This window comes from Chryseobacterium daecheongense (genome assembly GCA_027920525.1).
Classification (GTDB): domain Bacteria; phylum Bacteroidota; class Bacteroidia; order Flavobacteriales; family Weeksellaceae; genus Chryseobacterium; species Chryseobacterium proteolyticum.
On record CP115858.1, the window covers coordinates 381487 to 406142 of the forward strand.

General features: G+C 39.5%; 4 protein-coding genes. All 4 read left to right on the plus strand.

Annotated elements, in window-relative coordinates; translation table 11 throughout:
- Nucleotides 1-6: 6 nt before the first annotated feature.
- Nucleotides 7-20541, plus strand: a complete 20535-nt coding sequence (locus PFY10_01525) for an amino acid adenylation domain-containing protein (protein WBV57120.1) — start codon at nucleotides 7-9, stop codon at nucleotides 20539-20541.
- Nucleotides 20542-20658: 117 nt separating this feature from the next.
- Nucleotides 20659-22947 carry an ACP S-malonyltransferase gene (fabD, locus tag PFY10_01530; GenBank protein ID WBV57121.1) on the plus strand — a complete coding sequence of 763 codons (2289 nt, stop codon included), beginning with the start codon at nucleotides 20659-20661 and terminating at the stop codon, nucleotides 22945-22947.
- The gene (locus PFY10_01535; protein ID WBV57122.1) at nucleotides 22948-23919 is read left to right on the plus strand and encodes an acyltransferase domain-containing protein; all 972 of its coding nucleotides are present in this window, start codon (nucleotides 22948-22950) and stop codon (nucleotides 23917-23919) included.
- 82 nt (nucleotides 23920-24001) lie between these two features.
- On the plus strand, nucleotides 24002-24655 hold the full coding sequence (locus tag PFY10_01540) for an MBL fold metallo-hydrolase (GenBank protein ID WBV57123.1): 654 nt from the start codon (nucleotides 24002-24004) through the stop codon (nucleotides 24653-24655).
- Nucleotide 24656 lies beyond the last annotated feature (1 nt).

Here is a 24656-nt window from a genome sequence, read left to right on the forward strand (position 1 = left end):
CCTATTATGACTAAACAACACCAATTCAACAGTATATATAACGGAAAAGAATTTTTTTTAACGGACCATAAAGTGCTTGGAACAAAGGTACTGCCTGGAGTCACTTACCTTGAGATGGCTCGTGCAGCAGGAGAATATGTTGCCGGAAAAGACATCACTCAACTCAGGGACATGAGTTGGCTGCAACCCGTTAAGATCAGTGACTCACCCGTTCAGCTTTATATGAACGTCGTGGAGCAGGGAGGTGGGTTAACCTATGAAATATTCAGCGGTGAAACAGACGCTCAATTGCATACCAAAGGAATTTTAGGGACAGCGGACCAGCAGTCTCCGGAAATTAGAGATATCAACCATCTTCGTGATCTTTTTAAAGATTCCGGAAGTCATAAAGAAGGTGCAGATTATTATAAAATAATGAATTCCATTGGGCTTGAATATGGGAAAACCTTTCAGGGAATCCAGGAAATTTTTTACCATGGAAAAGCAGCTTTGTCAAGAATTGCTTTATCAGCAGCAGAAGGCTTTGTATGGACTCCAGGAATGATGGATAGCGCATTGCAAACCTGTATGGGAATTAGCCTTGCAGATCAGAATCAACAATTGATGCTGCCCTTCAGTGTCAGAGAAATGAATATTTACCAGGCGCTTCCGGAAGAGATCTGGTGCTATGTCACCAAAAACAGATCCGGTAAACTGGCCAATAGCTATGATATTGAATTACTGAACAATTTCGGGGAACTGGTAATTCGTTTTTCTGAATTTGTTGTAGTACCTATGGAAAAAAATGCTAAAACAAATGATAACGTTAATGTGATTCCAGAGCTCCACTTATACAATTATAACTGGAAAGCGGAAGCTTTAGATGAGGTCATTGAAGAATTATCAAAAACTGAAACAGGTGATGCTCCATTGGTAGTATTAGCTGGTGGATCTGCTGTATTGGCTGAGAAATTAAACGAAAGATTGGAATGTGAAGTGAAAACAATTGGCGAAGGAACACCAGAGTCTGTTTTTATTCAGGTTTTAGCAGAAATACAAAATAAAAAGTCTGCTCAACTGAAGATTCATTTTGTTTATCCTATTGCAGACGAGCTTGAATATGGTTTCATTTCAGCGATGTTGAAAACAGCGGTGCAGGAAAATCAAATTTTACAGGGAAAAACAATCGGTGTAGAAGGTATTTCGATCAATGAACTGGATGAATTGACAGAGATTTTACAGGAAGAACAAAGAAACCATGAACCGGAAGTACGTTATCAATCCGGGCAAAGAGAAGTTAGAAGCTTAACAGGAATTTCTGATAAAAATCCGGGATTAAAAACAGAGATCAAAGAAAATGGAGTGTACCTGATCACAGGTGGAGCTGGCGGACTGGGATTGATCTTCGCAGATTATTTGAATACAATACCGGGAACACAATTAATCCTGACAGGCAGAAGCGAATTAAACCCTACGCAACAGGAAAAAATTAAAGGATTTAGAAATGCACAGTACGAGCGTTGTGATGTTACGGATTTAAAGTCTGTTACAGATTTAATTAAAAAGATAAAAAACACCTATGGTCATCTGGATGGAGTGATTCACAGTGCAGGAACTACCCGGGATAGCTTAATTACCAAAAAAACTACATCAGAAATTCATGATGTCTTCTCTGCTAAAATTACAGGAGCTCAGCATATAGATCAGGCAACAAAAGATGAGCAACTTGATTTTATGATGTTTTGTTCATCATTAGCAGGTGTATTTGGAAATACAGGACAGGCAGATTACGCCGCTGCTAATGCATGGTTGGATTATTTTGCCAACCACAGAGAGAAAGAACGTAACCAAGGAAAAAGAACAGGCAAAACCTTAAGTATTAACTGGCCTTTATGGAAAGAAGGCGGAATGCAGATCGATGCAGACCAGGAAAAATATATGGCCAGCCATTTTGGATTGTGGTCAATGCCTACTTCTGATGGGATTTCCGCTTTTGAAACTTTGTTGAACAACATTTCATCGCAAGTCGTTGTGGTATATGGAGAAGAAGATAAGTTAAACGCATGGATGAATGGGTCTTCAACTTCTAAGACCAGCCAAAAGAAAACCGGTGGAAATGATAAAGCATTGTATGCCGCGTCCATGATCTATTTAGGAGATGTAATGACGAAAGAACTCAGAATGAAGAATCATAAGCTGGAACCGGATACATCTTTTGAACAGTACGGAATCGATTCTATCATGATCACAAAACTGACCAATCGTCTGGAAAGCATCTTCAACAATATCCCACGGACCTTATTTTTTGAATGCCAAACATTAGCTGAAGTCACCGAGTTTTTTGTTGATGTTTACCCTGAAAAACTGATCGAGCTTACTGGTGTAAAAACAGTATTGCCAGAAGAAACTACTGTTATTTCCAAATCTATCAATGAGGGCGTTAAAAGCGATATAAGATCTGCTTCTCAGGTTGTGGAAAAATCTACAAGCAGAAATTCATCGGTTGTTAATGAGCCTATTGCCATTATCGGACTTTCAGGGAAATATCCTCAGGCTAAAAATCTTTCAGAATTTTGGGATAACCTTAAATCAGGAAAAGACAGTATTACAGAAATCCCTGCAAACCGCTGGGATCTTACAGATTTTTATGACGAAGAAAAAGGAAAGGCAGGAAAAAGCTATAGCAAATGGGGCGGATTTATTGATGAAATAGATCATTTTGACCCATTGTTTTTTAATATCTCTGTTCGTGAAGCAGAATTAATGGATCCACAGGCACGTCTTTTTCTTCAAACAGCCTGGGAAACATTTGAAGATGCAGGATATCCTAAAAAGAAACTGGAAGGAAGAAGAGATAAAGATGCTACCCAGCCGCAGGTAGGTGTGTATGTAGGGGTGATGTATGAAGAATATCCTTTATTTGGAGCTGAAGAAAATGCGAAAGGTAATTTCGTAAATCCTGGCGGAAGCATCAGCAGCATTGCGAACCGGGTATCTTACTTTTTCAATCTGAATGGGCCCAGTATGGCAGTAGATACCATGTGTTCATCTTCTTTAACAGCAATACATCTTGCTTGTGAAAGCATCCAGAATGGCAATTGTACCATGGCTCTGGCCGGAGGGGTGAACATCAGTGTACATCCGAATAAATATCTGATGCTGAGCCAGGGAATGTTTGTTTCCAGTAAGGGCAGATGTGAAAGCTTTGGAGAAGGAGGAGAAGGTTATGTTCCAGGTGAAGGAGTGGGTGCTGTATTGCTAAAATCTTACAGTCAGGCATTAGCAGATGGAGATCGTATTTATGGTTTAATTAAAGGGACGGCTCTTAATCACGGAGGTAAAACCAACGGATATACTGTACCGAACCCAAAAGCACAGGCTTCAGTTATCAAAGCTGCCATGAAAAAGGCGGGTGTAAAGGCTGAAGATTTCAGCTATATCGAGGCGCACGGTACCGGAACAAGTCTTGGAGATCCTATTGAAATAGCAGGATTAAATAAAGCTTTTGAATCTAAAAACAAACAATTCTGCAGCATTGGCTCCGTAAAATCCAATATTGGGCATTGCGAATCAGCAGCAGGAATATCGGGATTAACCAAGGTTCTGTTACAAATGCAGCACCGCCAACTGGTACCTTCTCTGCACTCTACGATATTAAATCCTAACATAAAATTTGAAAATACACCATTTAAAGTTCAACAAGAACTTGAAGAATGGCCTGTTGTAAATAATAAACCAAGGCTTGCCGGAATCAGTGGATTTGGTGCAGGAGGAAGCAACGCACATCTGATCATAGAGGAATATGTAAGTGAAAATGTTGCTTACAGACAGCAAATGCCATTGGTAATTGTATTATCAGCCAAAGACGAAGAGAGATTAAAAGTAATTGTTGAGAACCTCAAAAAGCATATTGAAAATCATTCCGAAATCAATCTTGATGATCTTGCCTACACTCTTCAAACGGGAAGAGAAGCAATGGAAGAAAGACTGGCTTTTATTGCAGAAGATAGAGAAGACTTGCTTTCTCAGCTGTCTTGTTATCTGGAAAAGAATACACAGAATTTATACATCGGGAATATCCACAATGATCAACTGGGAATTTCTCTGGAAGGAAAGTCTGGGATGGCTTATCTGGAAAGCATCATCAGAGAAAAAGAGAGTCATTCTTTAGCTCAGTTATGGGTAAAAGGTGTGAATATTGACTGGAATCTGATTTACAATGATGCCAAACCATCTGTTATTAGTTTACCATCTTATCCTTTCGCGAATGAACGTTACTGGTTTCCAAAAGGAGACGGAGAATTAGTATTAAAAGCAGGTTCAAAACTTCACCCTTTATTGCATACTAATACTTCTAACCTTAGAGAACAGCAGTTTACCAGCATTTTTACAGGGAAAGAATTGTTTTTAACGGATCATCTGGTACATGATGTTAAGACATTACCGGGAGTTGCTTATCTGGAGTTGGCAAGAGAAGCAGGCGAGCAATCTTTACAGGCAAAAATTACAAAATTAAAAGAGGTTAGCTGGTTACATCCAATTCAGATCAACGATAAGGAGCAAACTGTTTTTACCAGTGTGTTTACTTCAGAGAATGAAATAGAATTTGAAGTCTATACCCAGGACGATGCCGAAGAGGTACATTGCAGAGGAATTGTATCTACTGATGAATTGTTCATTCCTGAACAGAAAAATATAAAAACAATCAAAGCAGGATTAGCCCATACAATAAGTGGAAGTGACTGTTATACTTTATTCCAGAAATCTGGATTAGGTTATGGTAAAAGTTTCCGTGGCATCCGGGAGATGTATTATGATGAAGACGAAGTTTTATCAAGAGTTTCCTTACCAAAGGATCGAGCTTTGGTTTTAACTCCGGGAGTTCTGGACAGTGCATTACAATCATGCATAGGAATGCAGCTGGCAAAAAGCACCAAAGAGATTTTATTGCCATTTAGCGTAGCTGAAATAGAGTTGTATCAGGATTTAACAGATGAATTGTGGTGTCACATTAAGAAAAATAAAGCAGGGAAGAGAATTAGCAGCTATGACATTGATCTTTTGAATAATCAAGGACAGGTTGTTCTTCGTTTCAAAGAATTGGTATTGTTACCTGTGAATGGTTTTGTAGCCAATGATAGTGTTAATGATACCGAAATGGCTCCGAAAGGACTTAGCTTATTAGCTGATCATTGGAAGTATCAGCCAGAACCTGTACAATCTCTTAGAGATACAATGCCGATCATCATATTGGCAGGAGGATCCGGGACCATGGCCGATGATCTTTACAATCATTTCTCATTAACGGTTACGGCCATTAATACAGTAAAAGAGGAAGATTTCTTTATGGATATGCTTTCTCTGGCAAAAACAGTAATGCCTCATAAAAAGGCAACTCATATTGTCGTTGCTTGTAGTCAGGATCAGTATTATCAGTATGGTTTTATTACTGGTTTACTAAAAACGTTAACCCAGGAAAATCCTAGAATTACGGGAAAACTGATCAGCATAGAAGATCAGGCATTTCAAAATCTTGAAGAATTGGGTGGTATTTTGATGAATGAAAAACAGAATCCAGACCATGAAGTGCGTTATTCAGCAGGAAAACGCGAGGTGAGATCAATGGAAAATAGGTTGATTGATTCTTCCACAGCTCCCGTTCACATCAAGTCAGACGGAGTATATCTGATTACTGGCGGGGCTGGTGGATTAGGGTTGATCTTTGCGCAATATCTTAATAAAACAGAAGGAGCAACAATAATTTTAACGGGCAGAAGTCCACAGTTGAATCCTTCTCAACAAAAAGCTGTTGATCAATTAGATAATGCATTGTATTATCCTTGTGACATCAGTGATGAGTCAGCAGTCAATGATCTTATTCAAAATATCATTGAAAAACATACGAAACTTGACGGTGTTATTCATAGTGCGGGAGTGATCCGTGACAGTATGATCCTTCAGAAAACAAAAAAGGAAGTAAAAGAAGTCTTTGCGGCTAAAATAAAAGGAACCAGAAATCTGGATATGGCAACGAAAGACCTTCCTTTAGAGTTTATGATCACTTGCTCTTCCGTAGCGGGGGTCAATGGAAACGCCGGACAGTCTGATTATGCTTCAGCGAACACCTGGATGGATAATTATGCCCATTACAGGGAAAGCGAACGTATGAATGGCAGACGTTATGGAAAGACTTTAAGCATTAACTGGCCACTCTGGAAAGAAGGCGGAATGCAAATCAGTGCTGAAGCTGAAATCTATATGATGCAACACTTTGGTTTGGCACCGATGCCAACTGACGTGGGTATTAAGGCATTTGAAAGCTTAATGAATAGTGGAATTACCCAGGGAATGGTACTGTTTGGAGATACTAAAGAGGAGAAGGTTTTGGTGGAGAAACCAGAAGAAATATCCTATTCACCAACAGAAACTTCTGTCAATAATGATAGTCTTTACAATGCGTCCATAATCTATCTGCGTGGCCTTCTGGCAAAAGAGTTGAGAATGCCTGAAGAAAAATTAAAGGCTGAAGTTCCTTTTGAGCAGTACGGAATTGATTCCGTATTGGTGATCAGGCTTTCTAATTGCCTGCAGGACGTATTTGGTAAGTTACCCCGTACCTTATTCTTTGAATACCTGACCCTGAAAGAGCTTTGTGGCTACTTTATGGAAGCTCATCGTTCATTACTTTTAGAATTAACAGGATTGGCTGTAGTTAAAGCTTCGGCACCTTTGACAAAAGAAGTTATAAAAACTGAGAGACCTGTTGATGTTCAAAACAGACGCCAGCGTTTTTCAATGGTACAACAACAATCTGGGAATAAAAACATCAACGAAGATATTGCCATTATCGGTATCAGCGGACGTTATCCGGATGCCAATAACCTGGAAGAATTCTGGGAGAATCTTAAAATCGGAAAAGACTGTATCACACAGGTTCCGGCGGACCGTTGGAATGCAGATGAAATGTATCATGAAGAAAAAGGTCGCCCTGGAAAAAGCTACAGCAAATGGGGTGGGTTTATGAATGACATTGATAAGTTTGATCCCTTATTTTTCAGTATCTCACCAAGAGAAGCAGAATTGATGGATCCTCAGGAACGTCTTTTCCTGCAGACCGTATGGGAAACGATAGAAGATGCGGGATACACCCGTGACAGTATACGTTCAGAAGATGCCGAAACCGGAATTGCTAAGAAAATCGGAGTCTATGCCGGAGTAATGTATGAAGAATACCAGTTATTTGGTGCTGAGGAAAGAATGAAAGGGAATTTTGTAACGCCGGCCGGTATAGCAAGCAGTATTGCCAACAGAATTTCATACTTCTTTAATTTCAATGGTCCGAGTATGGCCGTTGATACGATGTGCTCTTCTTCCTTAACGGCTATTCATTTAGCATGTAATGATCTGATTGTTGGAAATACCGATGTGGCTGTTGCCGGAGGAGTAAACATTAGCGTACATCCAAATAAATATCTGATGCTGAGCCAGGGACGTTTTGTGTCTGGTGCAGGCCGTTGTGAAAGCTTTGGTATGGGTGGAGATGGATATGTACCTGGAGAAGGTGTTGGAGCGGTATTATTAAAGCGTGTAAGCGAAGCGATTAAAGATGGTGACCATATTTATGGTTTAATTAAAGGAACCGCATTAAATCACGGCGGTAAAACGAATGGATATACCGTTCCAAATCCAAAAGCTCAGGCTGCAGTAATTAAAGCTGCGATCGAGAAAAGTGGAGTTAAGGCAAGTGATTTAAGCTATGTAGAAGCCCATGGGACAGGAACTAGTCTTGGAGATCCGATCGAAATAGCAGGACTGAACAGAGCATTTGAAACTACAGAAAAACAGTTTTGCAGCATCGGTTCTGTCAAATCCAATATCGGACATTGTGAATCGGCAGCAGGAATTTCAGGGTTAACCAAAGTGATCTTACAGCTTAAGCATCAGCAGTTGGTACCTTCATTACATTCCGCTGTTCTAAATCCGGACATTGATTTTGAAAACAGTCCTTTTAAAGTACAGCAACAACTTGAAGCTTGGCCAACAAATGAAGGGAAACCTCGTATAGCCGGGATCAGTGGATTTGGCGCAGGAGGAAGCAATGCTCATATCATCATTGAAGAATATGCAGCTTTACCAGCCAGGAAATTGGACTATAAAATGCCTGTAATCATTGCATTGTCTGCAAAACATGCCAGCAGAATTGCCATCCAGGTGGAGAATCTGAAAAATTTCTTAGAAAAAAACAGTCAGGCAGATTTATATGATGTTGCCTATACCTTACAGGTAGGTAGAGAGGAAATGGAGGAAAGGCTGGCATTCATTGCGACTGATAAAGAAGATCTGATGGTTCAGTTAAGCGATTATCTGGATCAAAAAACAATGAATCCAATCAGAGGAAATATTCGTAAAAAAGATGAAAACTACATCCAGCACACAAAAGATTTGCTTTCTATAGCAATGGCTTGGGTGAATGGAGTGGATACAGACTGGGGTTCTCTTTATCCTAAAGGATTTCCTTCAAGAATCAGTTTGCCGGCTTATCCATTTATAAAAGATCGATACTGGATTCCTATCGTTAACAACGGAATTGTACAATATGGTCAGAATAATCTGCACCCATTATTGCACAGCAATGATTCTGACCTGAATGAGCAGAAATTTATCAGCACCTATACGGGAAAAGAAGATTTCTTAACACAGTGTGAGATCACCAATTATAAAGAACTGCCATCTTCTGCCTTATTAGAACTCGCAAGAGAAGCGGGAGAAAGAAGTTTACGTCAGCGTATTACCCAATTGAAGAATGTGTCATGGGTTGATCCGATAAGAGTAAACGGAGTTCCTGCCAATGTTCAGATCAACCTCTTTAACGCAGGAAATGAAATCGGGTATGAAATCTACACAAAACATAAAGAAAATAAGACACAGCTTAATGGTCAGGGCTTACTGAATACGGAATTTCAGCAGCCCCATGATCAAAAGAATATTGAAGATTTAATACAATACTATCAGTATTCTATTGAAAAAGAGGCGCTTTACAACTTGTTTGCAAAAGCAGGTAAGACTTATGCAGCTGACTTTCAGGGAGTGGAAATATTGTATTTCGATAAACTTGATGCACTGGCAAAAATCGTATTACCGGTTACTGATGAATTTATTCTTTCTCCGGGAGTATTGGATAATATCGTACAAACCAGTACGGGTTGGCTGTTAAGTCAGGGAGAACAATCTCTTTATCAGCCTTCAGATGCTGCTGAAATAACCATTTTTGGAACATTACCTTCAGTGATCTGGTGCCATGCAACATTTGAGAAAAAGCAAAGTGGAGCTTTCTGTTGTCAAATGGATATTATGGATGAAGAGGGAACTGTTTTACTGCATTTCAGGGATTTGGTATTGTCACCTCAGGTTACCTCTCAAAGCACTTCAGGTAAAGCTTCATCCATTGCTCACAAACCTATGTGGGACAGGATAATTACCCAGTCGGAAGCTTCAGTTTTAATTGAAGGAAAACAGATCCTTGTTACCGGAGGTTCAGATCCGGTATTTGGTGAAGAACTTGGAAAATGGCTAATGAATCAAGGTGCGGAGGTGACCGCTACAGAAACTTTAGATGCAGTTCCTGATGATGTAGCAGGTGTTTACCTTTTACAGGGATTAACTGAAATAGGGGATGACTCATTAATGGATGATCATTCTGCAAGAGAATTAGCCGTATTTACTAGCATAAAACAATTATTAGATGCGGGGATCAAAGACTTGAAAATTACGGTATTTACTTCTAATACACAGAAAGTTCTCCCGGATAGTAAGGTAACTTCAGCAGGCAGTGGGATGATAGGAATGACAGGAGCTTTGATAAAAGAACAGCCTCAATGGTCAGTTAACCGGATTGATCTGGATCTATCTGCATTGAAAAATCCTGCGAAAATCAATTGGGCAGATCTATTTACAATCAGTCTTGATAATAAAGAAAATGCAGTTACTGCTTTGAGAAACGGGCATTATTACAGACAACATTTGTATCCTATTGTATTACCTGAAGTAAATTCTTCAACGTTTAGGAACGGAGGAACTTATGTGTTGTTAGGAGGTGCCGGTGGATTAGGTAAAGCAACTACAGAATACCTGGTAAAGAACTATCAGGCGAAGATCATCTGGTTGGGAAGAAGAGTCGCTGATGAAGCAATTATGATGGCTCAGGAAGAAATTGCCAAACTGGGACAAAAACCTGAATACTACTCATGTGATGCTACTGATCCAAAACAGGTTGAAAAAGCTTATAAATTAATTAAAGAAAATCACAGCGAGGTTCACGGTCTGTTTCACTCAGCGATTGTATTGCATGATATGCTTTTGAAGAATATGACTGAAGATGATTTTAAAAAAGCGTTTATGCCTAAATCTCTGTCCAGTCAGAATTTGGTACAGACATTCAAAAACGAACCCCTTGATTTTATCTGTTTCTATTCCTCAGCACAATCTTTGGTACATGCTCCTGGACAAGCTAATTATGCTTCAGGATGTTCGTTTAAAGATAGTTATGCCCTTAATGTAAACCACCTGTTGAATATCCCTGTTAGGATCATCAATTGGGGATATTGGGGCGAGATCGGTATTGTAGCAGCCGATGGTTATAAAGACAAAATGAAGAAGGCAGGTATAGAAAGCATAGAGACTGAAGAAGGAATGCACTTGCTTGAAACCGTAATAAACAGCAATGAACAACAGATCGTTGCCCTGAAACTTTCTGCTGCAACAGCTGCTGCTATGCCAACCATGCATCATGAGAAGGAGATTTCACAAGTTAAATCCAGTTCCGTATTACAAATGGAAGAAGCGGATGCCCTTATGTATCCAAAAGCAGATGAGCAGGATCAGATATTTGAAATGCTTTGCTGTAAAGGAATCTTGAAAGTATTACTTCAACTTGGACTGGAGGAAAAGCAGACTACAGGTCAAACAATCAGTAGTTTAAGATCTCAACTTTCCATTAGTGATAAATACGAACAGTTATTTTTTGTTTTGCTTCATTTATTGGAGACGAAAGGATATGTAACCGTAAAAGACGCTCAGATTTTTGTGGCTGAAGAAACAAAAGACGCTCTTAATGATTTTGATTTCGAACAGCAGATGAGTGAGCTTGTGATGAAGGGACAGGAATACCGTCCTCATGGAACACTGCTTAAGATTTGTCTGGAGTCCTTTATAGAAATCATAACAGAAAAGATACAGGCTACTTCAGTGATGTTTCCCGGAGGAAGCATGGACTACGTAAGTGGTATTTATAAAGGAAATGCGCAATCTGATTACTTCAACGATTTGTTGACCGGGATCATCAAAAATACTGTTGCTGCCAGTATTCCTTATTTGAAACCGGGTGAAAAGATCAGAATATTAGAAGTAGGAGCAGGAACAGGAGGAACAAGCCAATTTGTTTTCAGAGCATTGGAACCTTATAAAGACCATCTTTTCTACTTATACACGGACCTTTCACACAGTTTCCTTCATTATGCAGAGCAACAGTTTAAAACAATGGCACCGTATCTGGAAACAGCTATTTTGAATATAGAATCGGATCCTTCCGATCAGCAGATAGAACTAGGCAGTTATGATATCGTGATTGGTGCTAACGTAGTGCATGCCACTAAAAACATGGCCGTAACCCTGAATAATATCAAAGCTTTATTAAAACAGGATGGCCTACTGATCATGAATGAAATAGCACGCACAGAAATATTTACCACATTAACTTTCGGATTATTAGACGGATGGTGGCTGTATGAAGATCGCGGAATACGATTAAACGGAAGTCCTGGGCTATCATCAGAAAGCTGGCAAAATGTGTTGAAAGAAACGGGGTATCTTCAAGCGGTAAGCTATCCTCAGGGAGAAGTCCTTTCACAACAGATCATTTGTGCTACCAGCGATGGAAAGATCATTTCCGAAATAAAACAACCAGAAAAAAAACATGAAATCAAAATGGTGCCTCCTGTTATACAACAGACTACAGCAGCACCAAAACAGAAAATGCCTGTTATGAAAAAAACAATAGATAATAATAGCCTGATCCAGCAGCTGACCAAAATAGCTGCCGATTTAATCAAACTTCCACCAGGCGATTTTGATATAGAATGCCAGTTTATGGATTATGGTTTTGATTCCATTCTGAGTATGGAACTCATCAAAAATATCAATGAAAAACTGAAGGTGGATCTGAAGTCCACAGATATTTTCAGCTATGGAACCATCCAGCAGCTTGCTGAGCACTTGATGCAGAACTTTAGCGAAGCATTACAGGTTGAAGTGGCTGTTGAAACTTCAGTTCAAGCTTCAGTTCGTGAAGTGGAAACACCTTTGAAAACAAGATTTACTGCCTCTGTTAAAGCTCAGGAACCAGTATATCGCCATGAAAATGATATCGCCATCATTGGGATGAGCGGACAGTTTGGGGCTGCCAACGATCTGGATGCATTTTGGGAAGTTTTGAAAAACGGGAAAAGTCTGATCGGTGATGTACCGGCAGACAGATGGCAGGGATATACACAGAATGAAGGCACGAAATGGAAAGGTAGTTTCTTAAGGGATATTGATAAATTCGACCCTGTTTTCTTTAAGATTTCAGGAAATGAGGCCGAAATGATGGATCCGCAACAGCGTTTGTTCCTGGAGCATTGCTGGAAAGCCGTTGAAGATGCAGCGATCAATCCAAAAAGTTTAAAAGGCAGCAAATGTGGAGTATATGCAGGAGTCGCTCCAAGTGATTACAATATCCGGGAATGTGAGGAAGCTTCAGTAATGTGGGGGAATTCCAGTGCTGTATTAGCAGCAAGAATATCTTATTTCTTAGATCTGAAGGGACCTGCAATTTCTGTGGATACAGCGTGCTCAAGTTCTCTTTTGGCGATGGATATGGGGTGCAGCAGCTTACAAAAAGGAGAAACCGACCTGATTATTGCGGGAGGAATCAATATCATGACAACGCCTGGTTTTTATTCTCTGGCCAGCAGAGCCGGAATGATGTCTTCCACAGGACAATGCCATACTTTTGATAAAAAAGCGGATGGATTTGTTCCGGGTGAAGGGGTAGGAGTTGTGATCATGAAACGTCTTGCGGATGCAGAACGAGATGGAGACAGAATTTATGGAGTGATCATAGCCAGCTTAACCAATCAGGATGGAGCTTCCAATGGAATTACAGCACCAAGTGTTCTGGCACAGCAGGAACTTGAAAAGGAAGTCTATAAAAAGTTCAATATCAATCCTGAGACCATAAGCTATGTAGAAGCACATGGTACAGGAACCAGTCTGGGAGATCCTATTGAGCTGGATGCCTTGACAAATGCTTTCAGAAAGTATACAGAAAAAACACAGTATTGCAGAATCGGAAGCGTTAAAACCAATATCGGTCATACATTAGTTGCGGCAGGGGTAGCAGGTGTTCTGAAGATCATGCTTTCTTTAAAACATAAACAATTGGTACCCACCTTGAATTTCGAGGAATGCAATCCTTTAATTGATCTTGTCAACAGCCCTTTCCAGGTAGGAAGTGAATTATGTGACTGGAAAACAGAAAATCATACACCAAGAAGAGCAGCCATCAGCAGTTTTGGTTTTAGTGGAACGAACGTACATATGGTTATTGAAGAGTATCCGGAAAATAAAGTGTCATCAATTTCTACCGAACCGGCATTGATCATTATTTCTGCAAAAAATGCAGAAAGACTTAAAAATCAGGTTAGTAAATTGCTGTCTTGGTTAGAAAGAAATCCACGAACTAATATTCAGGATATAGCTTATACCATGCAAGTAGGAAGAGAACCGATGGAAGATCGTCTTGCTCTACTTGCTGCAGACCAGGCCGATCTGATGCTTCAGTTGGATGGATTCCTGAAAGGGAATACTGAAAACCTGATGACCGGAAACATCAAAAAGGATAAAGCAGACTTTTTACTGGAAGGCGGAGCTGGTAAGGCATATATCGACTATGCTATTGCCCATGGTGAGATCAAATCGTTAGCAATGTTATGGACAAAAGGAATAACCATCAACTGGGATTTATTGTACCAGGAACAACGTCCGAATAAAATCAGTCTTCCTACATATGCTTTTGCCCGTCAGAGTTACTGGATTCCGGAGGTTAAATCTACTGTCAACCGTCAGCAAACAAGTTATCTGCATCCTCTGATCCATCGTAATACCTCAACAGTTAAATCTTTCCAGTTCTCCAGTACTTTTACAGGAAACGAAGAATTTTTAAGTGATCATAAAATACAGGATGAGATCATATTACCGGGTGTAGCTTACCTTGAAATGGCAAGAATTTCAGGAACCCAGCTTTTATCAGAAAAGATAACCGTTCTTAAAAATATCGCATGGATGAGTCCTGTACGCGTCAATGGAAAGGCAGAAGAGGTGCATATTCGTTTGAAAAGCATTAATGAAGAACTTAGTTATGAAATCTATTCATTGAATGGACAAGAGCAGCTTCATAGCCAGGGTCGTATTTCAACGCAATCTTTGCCAGTGAAGAGTTCATTTGATCTTACATCTATTCAAAACAGAATGTCAGAGAGTGTGGACCGAGCAACATGTTATGATATATTCAGACAGATGGGACTTCAATACGGAAATAGTTTCATGGGAATTGAGCATATGCATTACTCATCCTCAGAAGCATTGTCGAAGATTACATTACCAAAATTACAAGGATTCAGTGTTTCTCCGGGTCTTTTGGATAGTGCATTGCAAAGCTGTATGGGAATGGGCTTTATAGATAAAAAACCGGTTACTCAGCTTCCATTTAGTGTTAAAGAAGTTGTATTCTATGAAGAACTACCTCTTAATATCTGGAGTTATGCCAGAAAAAGCAAAGCCAATCAGGGAAATGGAGCTGTAATTACCTATGATGTAGATATTCTGGATGATCATGGAAAAGTATTGATGAGTTTCCATGATTTTGTTACCCTTCCGGTAGATGGAACTGAGAAAACAGAATGGTCGGATGCTGCAACAGATGCCTGCATATTTACGATGAATTGGGAAGAATGCGCTGCAGAAAGCTTTGCCGGACATGAAAACGAAGCGATTCCAATGGTCTTGTTGGTAGACAGCCCGGCACAGCTCGCGGAAAATCTTAAAACAGAATTGGGAATTGAAACCACAACGATCGATGGGGCAGTTGCCGAAGATTACCTGATTGATGTGATGTCTGTAATTAAAAAAAGAGCATTAGAGAAAAATACGTCCCATTTATTAATCGTTTGCTGTATTGCAGATTACCTGGATTACGGCTTTATATCGGGACTGCTCAAAACAGCAAGTCTTGAAAATCCGGGAATCACAGGGAAGATCATCAGTGTGGATCGACTTTCTGTAAAAGATGCACCGGAACTGACCTCAATTTTACAGACAGAACTAGGTACTGCCGATGCAGAGATCCGTTATGAGTCCGGGCTAAGAAAAGTGAAAAAACTTAACGAAATTAATATTTCGGATAATGACGGATTAAAAATTAAAGAAAACGGAGTGTATCTGATCATAGGGGGAGCAGGAGGAATAGGCAGATTATTCGCTACCCACATCAACAAAATACCAAAAACGAAAGTGATCTTAACAGGTAGAGGTCAGCTAGATGAAGAAAAAGAAGCTTTCATTGCGGGTCTTGCTCATGGAGATTACTTCAGTTGTGATGTGAACAATAAAGAAGAGGTTGTGAGTTTACTGGATCAGATTAAAGAAAAATACCACCGAATAGATGGAATCATCCACAGTGCAGGGGTAACTCAGGACAGTTTGATTGTCAATAAAATTCCTGATGAAGTAGAAAAAGTTTTTGCTGCTAAAGTAAATGGCGTTAAGAACATTGACGAAGCCACCAAAGATGAAGCTCTTGATTTTATGGTGCTGTTTTCCGGATTAGCCGCCATCACAGGAAATGCAGGCCAGGCAGATTATGCAGCCGCTAATGTCTATCTGGATAATTATGCCGTGTACAGGGAATCTGAACGTAATAAAGGGAAACGACAAGGGAAAACGATCAGCATCAATTGGCCATTCTGGAAAGAAGGTGGAATGGTAATGGATCAGAGCAGTCAGGAATATTTAGACAAACAGTATGGATTGTCTCCTTTACCTAATTCGGTTGGAATTAACATTTTTGATCAGTTATTAGGAAGCCGTTACACCCAGGGAATTGTTACCTATGGAAAAGTTGATAAAATACGATCTCAATTACTGAACAGATTAGTAGTAAAACAGAAACAGGTACAAGCGCATGCTATGCCTAAAAGTGCTGAATTACAGGATAAAGTCGCATCAAAATTATTGGAGATCACGGCTCAGCTGTTGAAATTATCCGAAAGCGATATTGAAAGGGATGAAAAACTGAGTGATTACGGATTTGACTCCATTTTACTGATCAAGTATTCTAATGAACTCAATGATTTCTATAATACGGACCTGACTCCTGCTGTTTTCTATAATTATCCAACGATCAATGATCTGGCTGATTTCCTTCTCGAAGAATATCAGGAGAAAATAACAGCCGTTCATCAGCCTGAAGCATTATCGGATAGTACCATCAATGATGTAGAAGAAATTCAGGAGGAAGAATCACCAAGATATCCGCTTTCAGAAGGTCAGAAAGGACTTTGGTTTATACAGCAACTGGAACCTGAAAATACAAATTATAATGTTCCTGTATCGTTTATTATTCCGGGAACCATCGATTATAATGTCATGAAAAAAGCATTTCAGCTAACGCTTGATGAATATCCGGTTCTTAAGTCCCGTTTTCTTACTGATGAAACCGGAGAGATTTATAATCAAATTCAAAATGTATCAGAAGTTGAAGTGGATGATCAAGAGCTTGCTGAAGGTCAGAACATCAATGAAGTTTCATGGAATCTGGTAAGAAAACCATTCAATCTGGAGACAGAATTACCGGTAAGATTATATGTCAGAAGAGACCTTGCAGCCCATAATAATTATATTCTATTGGTATTTCATCATATCATTTTTGATGGAATGTCAAGCTCTGTGTTTATAGCTTCTCTTTTTGAAAAATGCCAAAAACTTTTAAACGGAGAAAAAATAGTGGCTAAAGAACCTGATTTTGCCTATTTCAGTTATGTAGAATGGGAAAAGAATTTCATTCTAAGTAAGAAAGGAGAGAAAAGTCTGGCGTATTGGAAAAAGAACTTATCTGGAACACTACCCATAATTAATTTGCCTTATGATTTGTACAAGCAGAGCAGTACCAAAACAACTACGATTGGTATTGAAAGAATAAAGCTTGGTGAGGAGAAAGTAGATCAGCTCAAAGAATTAGGTAAAAAGCTGAAAGTCAATCTTTCTGTCTTATTCTCAGGGATCTATACAATGCTACTTCATAAGTTGACCACAGAGGAAGACCTATTGATCTTGATGCCGACTGCAGGACGTCCTAAAAAGGAGTATGAAAACAGTATTGGTTATTATGTCAATATGATGATATTGCGTAACAGAGTGTCTGGAAACCAGACTTTTGCAGAGTTGGTGAAAAATATTCAAAAAGGAATGATCAATGGAATGTCTCATGCAGCTTATCCTTTGCCTAAATTATTATCAGATCTGAATTTAGACCGTTCCGGTAATAGAGAAACACCATTCAAAGTATCATTCATTTATCAGAACATCTTTGATGAAATATTAACGGGAGGTGGTTCAGGTATTGAAATTTATGATGAAGTATATCAGGAAACGGCTCACGTGTATTCTTTGGAAATACAGGATCTGAGAAAAGAAATCATTGTAAGCCTGAAATATGATCAGGATGTATTCAGTCCGGGGCTGATACAACAACATATGGGATATTTCATGGAGCTAATGAATGGTGTTCTGGAAAATACAGCAAGACAGATAAAAACGTATGAAGTTCTATCTAAAGAAGAAATCAATTACTTCCTTTACGAAAGAAATGACACAGCGGTTGAATATCCGAAACATAAAACATTATCTGATCTTTTCGAAGAACAGGTTCTTAAAACTCCCGATCAAATTGCAGTAGTACACGATGGAAGACGAATTACGTATGCTGAATTAAATGAAATGGCGAATCGTTTAGCGGGGGCACTTGTAAAATCAGGCCTTCCTGCTAATGCTCCTGTAGCGATGGTTTCTCATAAAAGTGTAGAGCAGGTTTGGGGCGTATTGGGAATTCTGAAAGCTGGTGGACATTATATTCCTGTTAAAGGCAGCCTGCCTGAAAACAGGATGAATGAATTGATTAAACAGACGGAATCCACTATCGTTTTGGTACAACCGGATTATATGGATAAGGTAAGCTGCTCTGAGGAAGTGAAAATAATCCTTCTGGAAGAAAGCACTTTTGCCGAAGAATCATCGGATCATGAAACTGTAAAAGTTCCGGATACAGAACTGGCTTATATCATTTTTACTTCAGGGTCTACCGGAAAACCGAAAGGGGTAATGATCGATCATCGTGGGGCTGTCAATACCTTGTATGATATGAATGCAAGATTTGGCATTACTTCAGACGATAAGGTATTTGGAATATCCGATCTCAACTTTGACCTTTCTGTTTACGATATTTTCGGAACATTTGCCTGTGGAGCAACATTGATCCTACCTTTGGAAACAGAAGGATTGAATCCCGATATCTGGCTTCGTTATGTGAAAGAAGAACAGGTGACTGTTTGGAATTCAGTACCTCAGATCGTGAATTTGTTGATAGAAAGACAGGAAGATACTGCTGAAATGCATCTTTCCAGCTTAAGAATGTACTGGATGAGTGGAGACTGGATTCCTTTGGATGTACCGGGCAGAATAAAAAAGATCAATCCGGACAGTGCTGTGATCAGCCTTGGTGGAGCAACAGAAGGTTCTATATGGTCTATTCATTATCCGATCGGTGAGATCGATCCGTCATGGAAGAGTATTCCTTACGGGTATCCTTTAGGTAATCAGGAAATGTATATTTTAGATACCAACCTTTCTCCTTGTCCTGTAAATGTTCCCGGAGATATTTATATCGGCGGAATTGGAGTAGCTAAAGGCTATCACCAGGATCCAGAAAAAACAGCTGCCAGTTTTATTGAACATCCCGGAATGCAGAAACAATTATATCGTACCGGAGACATTGGCTGTCAGCATCCTGACGGATTTATTGTATTCCTTGGAAGACAGGACGGACAGGTTAAGATCAATGGATTCAGAGTTGAGTTAGGAGAGGTGGAAACTATTTTGCAGTTATCGCCGCTCGTAAAACAAGGCTTGGTTCTAACAGTAGAAGATGATAATAGAAATAAAAGACTGGTCGCGTATGTCGTAGCGAATGATGTTTTTGACAAAGAAGAAATGCAAAAGCATTTAAGAGCTCATCTGCCTGAATATATGGTTCCTTCCATATTCATTGAAATCGATAAAATTCCGTTGTCTTCTAACGGTAAGGTTGATCGGAAAGCTTTGCCAAGCGTTGATCCAAATGATATTAATCAAAGTGAGTTTACAGCACCATCGGATGAAACAGAACATAAGCTGGCGGAGATATGGATCAGGCTATTAAAATTAAATAGGGTAGGTATTCATGATGATTTTTTCGATGTGGGTGGAAACTCATTAACGATGATTCAGTTGGCCCATAAGATCAATACTGCATTTGATAAAGACATTCAGCTGATCCACATCATGAAGAATCCAACGATTGCAGGAATTAAAATACTGATCAATGGTAATGAAGAGTCCGGTGAAGAATCTGTTTTAACATTAAGAGAAGGAAATATGGAAGAAGTAACTTTTGTTATTCCAGGTGCGCTTGGGTCAACAGAAGGTTACTTTACCCTGGCAGGTAATTTACCTGGGGAAGGAGCTGTTTATGGACTGCAGATGAAGGGGATCACAGCGGATGAAGCTCCTAATACAAGTATTGAAACAATGGCATCTTATAACCTGGAACAGATTAAACAGACGGGAGTCATTGGAGGTATCAATTTATTGGCACACAGTTATGGTGGTATTGTAATCTATGAGATGATCAGACAGGCGAAGGAATTGGCCATCGAAATCGACAAGGTTATTTTCCTGGATTGCTTCACAGATCCGCTTTCTTCTTTCAATTCCTTAGAGGAAGCTCAAAAATTGGGAACTTATTTCAGATCACTGATCCAATTCAGTCAGCCATGGTTGAGTGACGATGCCGTAGAAGAGCTTGTGAAACAACTGCCGCAAGAGGATTATATGCCATTTATCTGTGATACAGTCCATACACTTCCAGCTAAAACAGTAGCCAGAATGTGGGAGGTATTCCGGGCCTCTATTTCAGCGGTTTACAAGATGGAAGAAAAGCTGGATCAAACTTTAATTTTCGTAGAGGCAGATAATACGAAACTTTCAGGCGAAGATTGGGGAGATCAGGGAGCTGCTGCAGGCTGGGATCAATATTTCAGCGATGTGCAGATCATCCCTACAGAGGCCAATCACTTTACCATTGTGAATACACCATATTGTACAGAATGGTTAACTAAAATAAATACCGAAGAAAATATAAAACAGACACTTTAATAATCACAATAAACACACAATAAGACATATGAAACACCCATGTCAAAAATTATTTTAACACACAAGAAAATGATTATGGGTGTTCCATATGACCATAAAAACAATAAATATTAGCATATGAAAGCAGTAATGTTTCCGGGGCAGGGATCCCAATACAAAGGAATGGGAAAAGATCTGTTCAATCAGTTCAGAAAAGAAACAATTTTAGCATCAGAAATATTAGGGTACGACCTTGAAGAATTATGCATCAAAGATCCTGAACGTCAGTTGGGGAAAACACAATTCACACAACCTGCATTATATACGGTAAATGCATTTACACATTATGCCAACTCATCAGGAAGTAAACCCGATTTTTTCATTGGACACAGTCTGGGGGAATATAATGCCCTGTTAGCAGCAGAAGCATTCAGCTTTGAAACCGGATTAAAGCTGGTTCAGAAAAGAGGAGCTTTGATGGCTGCGGCATCCGGAGGTGGAATGGCAGCGGTATTGGGACTTAAAGTGGATGCCGTACAAAAACTTTTAGCAGAAGGAGGATACAGCGATATAGATATCGCCAATATCAATACTCCGACTCAGATTGTAATAGCGGGACCTCAGGATTCCATTGACAGGATCGTGCAGGAATTTGAAGAACGCAAGATTAAAATATTTCCTCTTTTTGTAAGTGCTCCTTTCCATTCAAGATATATGAAACCTGCGGCTACAGAATTTAAAGATTATCTTCAAAACTTTAGTTTTTCAGCCTTAAAGACTCCTGTGATTGCAAATGTTACAGCAAAACCTTATCCTGATGGACAGATCATTGAGCTTTTGGCTCAGCAGATTGAAAGCTCTGTACAGTGGACAGATACCATCCGGACTTTAATGGGGAAGGGAGTTACCGAATATGAAGAAACAGGAAGTGTTATTTTAACTAAAATGGTCAATGAAATTACAGAAAACTGTACGCCATTGATCCATGAAGAGGAAATTGTAATCGAAACAGCAAAACCTCATGTTAACGGATCAGTGAATGGTAAGGTAAATGGGGAAGCTTCAAAAAAAGAATGCCTTTCCACCCGCTTGGGAAGCCATGAATTCCGTAAAGATTATGGTCTTAAATACGCATACGTAGCAGGATCTATGTACCGAGGAATTGCTTCACCTCAATTAGTAGTACGCTTGGGAAAAAACGGATTCATGGGATTTTTGGGAACAGGAGGAATGCCATTGGCAGAAATAGAAAAGAATATTATTAAAATTCAGGAAGAACTGACCCATGGAGAACCGTATGGCGTTAACTTCCTTCATAATTTAAATGATCCGGCTTCTGAAATGAAAGCTATCGAGCTTTTACTTCTTTATGGAGTAACGAATATTGAAGCTTCGGCCTATATGCAGATGATGCCTGCTTTGGTGTATTACAGATTAAAAGGTTTACAGAAAGGACCAAACGGTGAAGTAATATGTAAGCATAACATTATTGCCAAAGTTTCCAGACCAGAGGTTGCAGAAGTGTTTATGCGTCCCGCCCCTGAAAAGATTGTGAGACATCTTCTGGAAGAAGAGTTGATCACTCCCGAACAGGCAGCACTTTCCAAAAAGGTACCGATGAGTTATGATATTTGTGTGGAGGCAGATTCAGGTGGGCATACCGATCGTGGAATTGCTATGGTTTTGTTACCGTCTATCCAACGTTTAAGAGCAGATATTATGGCGGAATATGCTTATGATAAAGGAATACGAGTTGGATTGGCAGGAGGAATAGGTACCCCTCAGGCAGCAACATGTGCGTACATCATGGGAGCCGACTTTATAGTAACAGGCTCTGTGAATCAATGTACGGTAGAAGCAGGAACCAGCGATGCCGTAAAAGACCTTTTACAGGACATCAATGTACAGGATACCGACTATGCGCCGGCAGGAGATATGTTTGAAATTGGTGCTAAAGTGCAAGTGCTTAGAAGAGGAGTGTTGTTTGCTGCAAGAGCAAATAAGCTATACGCTTTATACAATCAGTACAACAGTTTAGATGAGATCCCAGAAAAGACCTTAACGCAGTTAGAGAAAACGTATTTCGAAAAAAGCATTAGTGAAATATGGAACGAAGTACGCGAATATTGTAGAAATGTGGGATCTGAGGCTGAGATTACCAAAGCGGAGCAGAATCCTAAAAATAAAATGGCACTGGTCTTCCGTTGGTATTTTGGGTATACCAATAGACTGGCTTTTGAAGGAAATATTGAGAATAAAGCCAATTTCCAGATCCATACAGGTTCTGCACTTGGAGCATTTAATCAGTGGGTGAAAGGTACTCCGATGGAAAGCTGGAAAAAACGCCATGTTGATGAGATTGGAGTCAATATTATGGTAGGAGCAGCAAAATTATTAGAAAACACAGCATTAATGGTAAATAATTAGATGACAGAAAACGAGTTTAAAAAACATATTGTATTCTTATTTTCCGGACAGGGAAGCCATTATCGCGGGATGGGACGGGAATTGTACGAACAGCACCCGAAATTTAAAAGCTGTCTTGAAAGGTTGGATCAAATGGTACAAAAGCAGCTCAACTACTCATTGATTGATGAACTGTATACCAACACAGAAGAATCGTTCGATGAGTTGTTGATCACCCATCCCGCAATTGTTGCTGTTGAGATTGCTTTGTATGAAGTTCTATTGGAAATGGGAATTAAACCGGATTTTATATCGGGTAACAGTTTGGGTGAATTTGCGGCAGGTGTTGCTAATGGAGTATGGGATGCTGCCAGTGCTGTTGAAGCTGCAATAGAACAGGCTAAATCCATCTGCCGTGCTGATATTGAAGGCGGTATGCTGGTAGTTTTTGCCGAAGAAATAAAATTGAGAAGTCTCTATAAACAACATCAGCTATTTCTTGCATCAGATAATTTTAAAGGACATTTTACTTTATCAGGTAAAACGTCTCACTTAGAAGTATTTGAAAGCAAATTGTCTGAAGAAGGAATGAGTACTTTTCGGCTTCCTGTCAATGTTCCTTTTCATTCTCCATTAATGAAAGCTGCAAAAGCAGATTTCGATCAGTACAGCAGTTCAGCTAGTGCTTTTAAAGCTCCATCCAAAGGATTTATATCGGGTTTTGAAGCGATAGAAATCAATGAGCTGACAGCTGATTATTTCTGGCAGGCGATAAGTCAGTACTCTAATTTTACAAAAATAATTGATCTTCTGGAAGCCAAAGGTCCCTGTCTGTATATAGACATGGGACCTTCGGGAACCAGTGCTGCATTTGTTAAATACAATCTGCAACCCGGAACTTCTTCTGAGGTACTAACCATTATGAGTCCTTACAGAAGAGAAATTGAGCAGCTGGAAAAATTACAGCAAAAAATAAAAGATACAGTAGTATGAACACCCATGTCAAAAATTCTTTGACACCCTGGGAAGTGATGATGGGCATTCCATCTGATCTTAAAAAAATAAATATAAACAGATGAAAGTAGAAGTTTTCCTCGTATCTGGTCAAGGTATTAAAAATCAATGTTACCTCATTCACGATAACCATTCCGGAATATTGATCGATCCGGCATGGGACTATGAGTTGATCAGCAGTTTTTTGAAAGACAACCATATTACATTGAGAGGGGTTTTATTGACTCACTCTCATTACGATCATACAGATCTGGCCTCCACCTTTGCAGTATATTATGGGGTTCCGGTATATATGTCAGCCATTGAAATCAGACAATATGAATTTACATGTCCTAATCTCATCGCTATCCAGCATTTGCAGGATGTCATGGTAGGTCAGTTTAGTGTAACGGCATTACTGACTCCGGGACATACGAAAGGAAGTGTTTGCTATCTTATTGATAGGCATTGTTTTACAGGAGATACTATTTTTATTGAAGGAGTGGGCATCTGTGACAATAGTGGAATCAATTCCCTTTATGATTCCGTACAGTTTATAAAACAATATTTACCCCAGCAGGCCTTAATCTGGCCGGGACATTCGTTTGGTGAACAGCCGGGAAAAGAGCTAAGTTTTCTACTGCAGAACAACATCTATTTCCTTTTGAACAGAAGAGATGCTTTTACAGATTTCAGGATGCGGAAGAATCAGCCAGACCCTTTTTCTTTCAAATAAT

Coding starts and splice junctions, on each gene's coding strand:
- PFY10_01525 (WBV57120.1), top strand. CDS start 7: ATGACTAAACAACACCAATTCAACAGTATATATAACGGAAAAGAATTT.
- fabD (WBV57121.1), top strand. CDS start 20,659: ATGAAAGCAGTAATGTTTCCGGGGCAGGGATCCCAATACAAAGGAATG.
- PFY10_01535 (WBV57122.1), top strand. CDS start 22,948: ATGACAGAAAACGAGTTTAAAAAACATATTGTATTCTTATTTTCCGGA.
- PFY10_01540 (WBV57123.1), top strand. CDS start 24,002: ATGAAAGTAGAAGTTTTCCTCGTATCTGGTCAAGGTATTAAAAATCAA.